The sequence below is a fragment of the Kitasatospora sp. NPDC059747 genome, assembly GCF_042732955.1.
Classification (GTDB): Bacteria; Actinomycetota; Actinomycetes; order Streptomycetales; family Streptomycetaceae; genus Kitasatospora.
The window spans coordinates 22,621-25,604 of record NZ_JBHWGV010000089.1 but is presented as its reverse complement, the minus strand read 5'-3'; the positions used below and the strand labels follow the sequence as shown (position 1 = coordinate 25,604).

The following is a 2,984-nucleotide window of genomic DNA, read 5'->3' as shown; positions in this document are numbered from 1 at the left end:
ACTTTTTTTTTTTGGTGGGTTGCTTTTTTTTTTTTTATTAAACTTACTTTAGTGTTTTGGGGCGGCACCATACGGGGTGCCCCCACGGGGTTCGGGGGGGGGGGCGGGCCGCTACGGGCGGCCCCCGCTTCCGGAAAGACAGAACAGCGCTCCGCACGGGCCCGGGGCGGACGACCGCGCGGGGGCCGCGGGGGAACTACACCCCGGTCACTCGCCGGCGACGACCGTCGGCGCCCCGGCCTCGACGCCCTCGGCCTGCATCTGCTCGGCGAGCTTGAGCGCCTCCTCGATGAGGGTCTCGACGATCTTCGACTCGGGGACGGTCTTGATGACCTCGCCCTTGACGAAGATCTGGCCCTTGCCGTTGCCGGAGGCGACCCCGAGGTCGGCCTCGCGGGCCTCGCCCGGGCCGTTCACGACGCAGCCCATGACCGCGACGCGCAGCGGCACCTCCATGCCCTCCAGGCCGGCGGTGACCTCCTCGGCGAGCTTGTAGACGTCCACCTGGGCGCGGCCGCAGGACGGGCAGGACACGATCTCCAGGCCGCGCTGGCGCAGGCCGAGCGACTCCAGGATCTGGTTGCCGACCTTGATCTCCTCGGCCGGCGGGGCCGACAGCGAGACCCGGATGGTGTCGCCGATGCCCTCGGCGAGCAGCGCGCCGAAGGCGACCGCGGACTTGATGGTGCCCTGGAAGGCCGGCCCGGCCTCGGTGACGCCGAGGTGCAGCGGGTAGTCGCAGGCCGCCGCGAGCTGGCGGTAGGCCTGGATCATCACGACCGGGTCGTTGTGCTTGACCGAGATCTTGATGTCGCGGAAGTCGTGCTCCTCGAACAGCGAGCACTCCCACAGCGCGGACTCCACCAGCGCCTCGGGGGTGGCCCGGCCGTACTTCTCCAGCAGGCGCTTGTCGAGCGAACCGGCGTTGACGCCGATCCGGATCGGCACGCCCGCGTCCTTGGCCGCCTTGGCGATCTCGCCGACCTTGTCGTCGAAGGCCTTGATGTTGCCCGGGTTGACGCGCACCGCGGCGCAGCCGGCGTCGATCGCGGCGAACACGTACTTCGGCTGGAAGTGGATGTCGGCGATGACCGGGATCTGCGACTTCTTCGCGATGATCGGCAGCGCGTCGGCGTCGTCCTGGGACGGGACGGCGACCCGGACGATCTGGCAGCCGGACGCGGTGAGCTGCGCGATCTGCTGCAGCGTGGCGTTGATGTCCGAGGTCACGGTGGTGGTCATCGACTGCACCGAGACGGGGGCGTCACCACCGACCGGAACGTTGCCGACCATGATCTGCCGGGATACTCGGCGCTTGGCGAGCGGCTTGAGCGGCAGGGACGGAATACCGAGCGAGATCGCGGTCATGTGCGCAGGGTTCCCCAGGGTGGAGGTGTGGTCGACCGCCCGGCCGAAGGAAACGGCCGGGGCCGGGCGCGCCACGATCGCGCACCCGGCCTCCACGGTACGGCACGGGGGTGGAGCCGAGCACACCCGCCGTACCCGGACGCACTAGCTGATCTTGACCGGGTTCACCAGGTCGGCCACCAGGACCAGCAGGGTGAACCCGATGAAGATGCTGGCCACCACGTACGCCAGGGGCATCAGCTTGGCGACGTCGAACGGGCCCGGGTCCGGCCGCTTGAACAGCTGTGCGAGGCGGCGGCGGACCGATTCCCAGACCGCGCCCGCGACGTGGCCGCCGTCGAGCGGCAGCAGCGGCAGCATGTTGAACAGGAACAGCGACAGGTTGATGCCGGCCAGCAGGTTCACGAAGAACGCGATCCGCTGGGTGCCGGGGATGTCGAGCGAGAAGACCTCGCCGCTCACCCGGGCCGCGCCGACCATCCCGATCGGCGAGTCCGGGTCGCGGGGGGCGTCACCGACGACGGCATTCCACAGCCCGGGGATCTTGCCGGGCAGGGCGACCAGGGACTTCACGCCGTTCTCGGCCATGTCCGTCATCCGTCCGAGCGACTGCCCGAAACCCAGCTGGACGACGCCACTCGCCGGGGTGAATCCGAGGAACCCGGCCTGGACGGTCTGCCCCTTGATCGGGATGTCGTTCGCGTCGTACTTCTGGACGTCGTTGACCGCGATCGTCGGGCTGAGGGTCAGCTGCTGCCCGCCCCGGTCGACCACCACCGGCACGGTCTTCCCCGCCGACCTGCGGATGTCCGCCTGGAGCTGGTCGTAGGTGTGGATGCGGTCCCCGTCGAAGGAGAGGATCCGGTCCCCGGCCTTCAGCCCGGCCGTCGCGGCGGGGGTCTGCGGGGCGCCCGCCGGGCAGGCGTCGGTGGGCTGGCCCGCCTTGACGATGCACTGGGCGACGGTGCTCACCGTCGGCACGTTCATGGAGACGCCGAAGCCCATCATGACCGTCAGGAAGAGCCCGAACGCCAGGATCAGGTTCATGAACGGCCCGGCGAACATGACGATGACGCGCTTCCACGGCTTGCGGGTGTAGAACAGCCGGTGCTCGTCACCCTCCTGGAGCTCCTCGTAGGAGGCCTCCCGGGCGTCCTCGATCATGCTCCGCCAGGGCGAGCTGCTGCGCTTGGTGATCCGCCCGTCATCGCCCGGCGGGAACATCCCGATCATCCGGATGTACCCGCCGAACGGGATCGCCTTGATGCCGTACTCGGTCTCGCCCCTGCGGCGCGACCACAGGGTCGGGCCGAAGCCGACCATGTACTGCGGCACCCGGATGCCGAACAGCTTGGCCGTGGAGAGGTGGCCGAGTTCGTGCCAGGCGATCGACACCAGCAGCCCGAGCACGAAGACCAGGATGCCGACCACCGTCAAAACCGCTGCCACCGCAACTCCTCCGTCATGCCGCTCCGCTCATCGTCTCGTCCTACCGCGACCGGAGCCGCGGTTCAACCGCCGCGGGGGGGGGGGGCCCGCCCGGGGGGGGGCGCCCCCCGCCCCGCCCCCCCCCCGCCGCGCGGCGCCCCCCCCCCCCCCCGCCCGGGCCGCCCGGG

General features: G+C 70.1%; 2 protein-coding genes. Both read right to left on the bottom strand.

The genetic code is table 11. The features are described from left to right. Nucleotides 1-207: 207 nt before the first annotated feature. The gene (ispG, locus tag ACFV4G_RS31110) at nucleotides 208-1,368 is read right to left on the bottom strand and encodes a flavodoxin-dependent (E)-4-hydroxy-3-methylbut-2-enyl-diphosphate synthase (protein WP_380445455.1); all 1,161 of its coding nucleotides are present in this window, start codon (nucleotides 1,366-1,368) and stop codon (nucleotides 208-210) included. Nucleotides 1,369-1,512: 144 nt separating this feature from the next. Continuing rightward, nucleotides 1,513-2,817: a M50 family metallopeptidase gene (locus tag ACFV4G_RS31105; protein WP_380445454.1), complete on the bottom strand. Its 1,305-nt coding sequence runs from the start codon at nucleotides 2,815-2,817 to the stop codon at nucleotides 1,513-1,515. Between the last annotated feature and the right edge of the window lie 167 nt (nucleotides 2,818-2,984).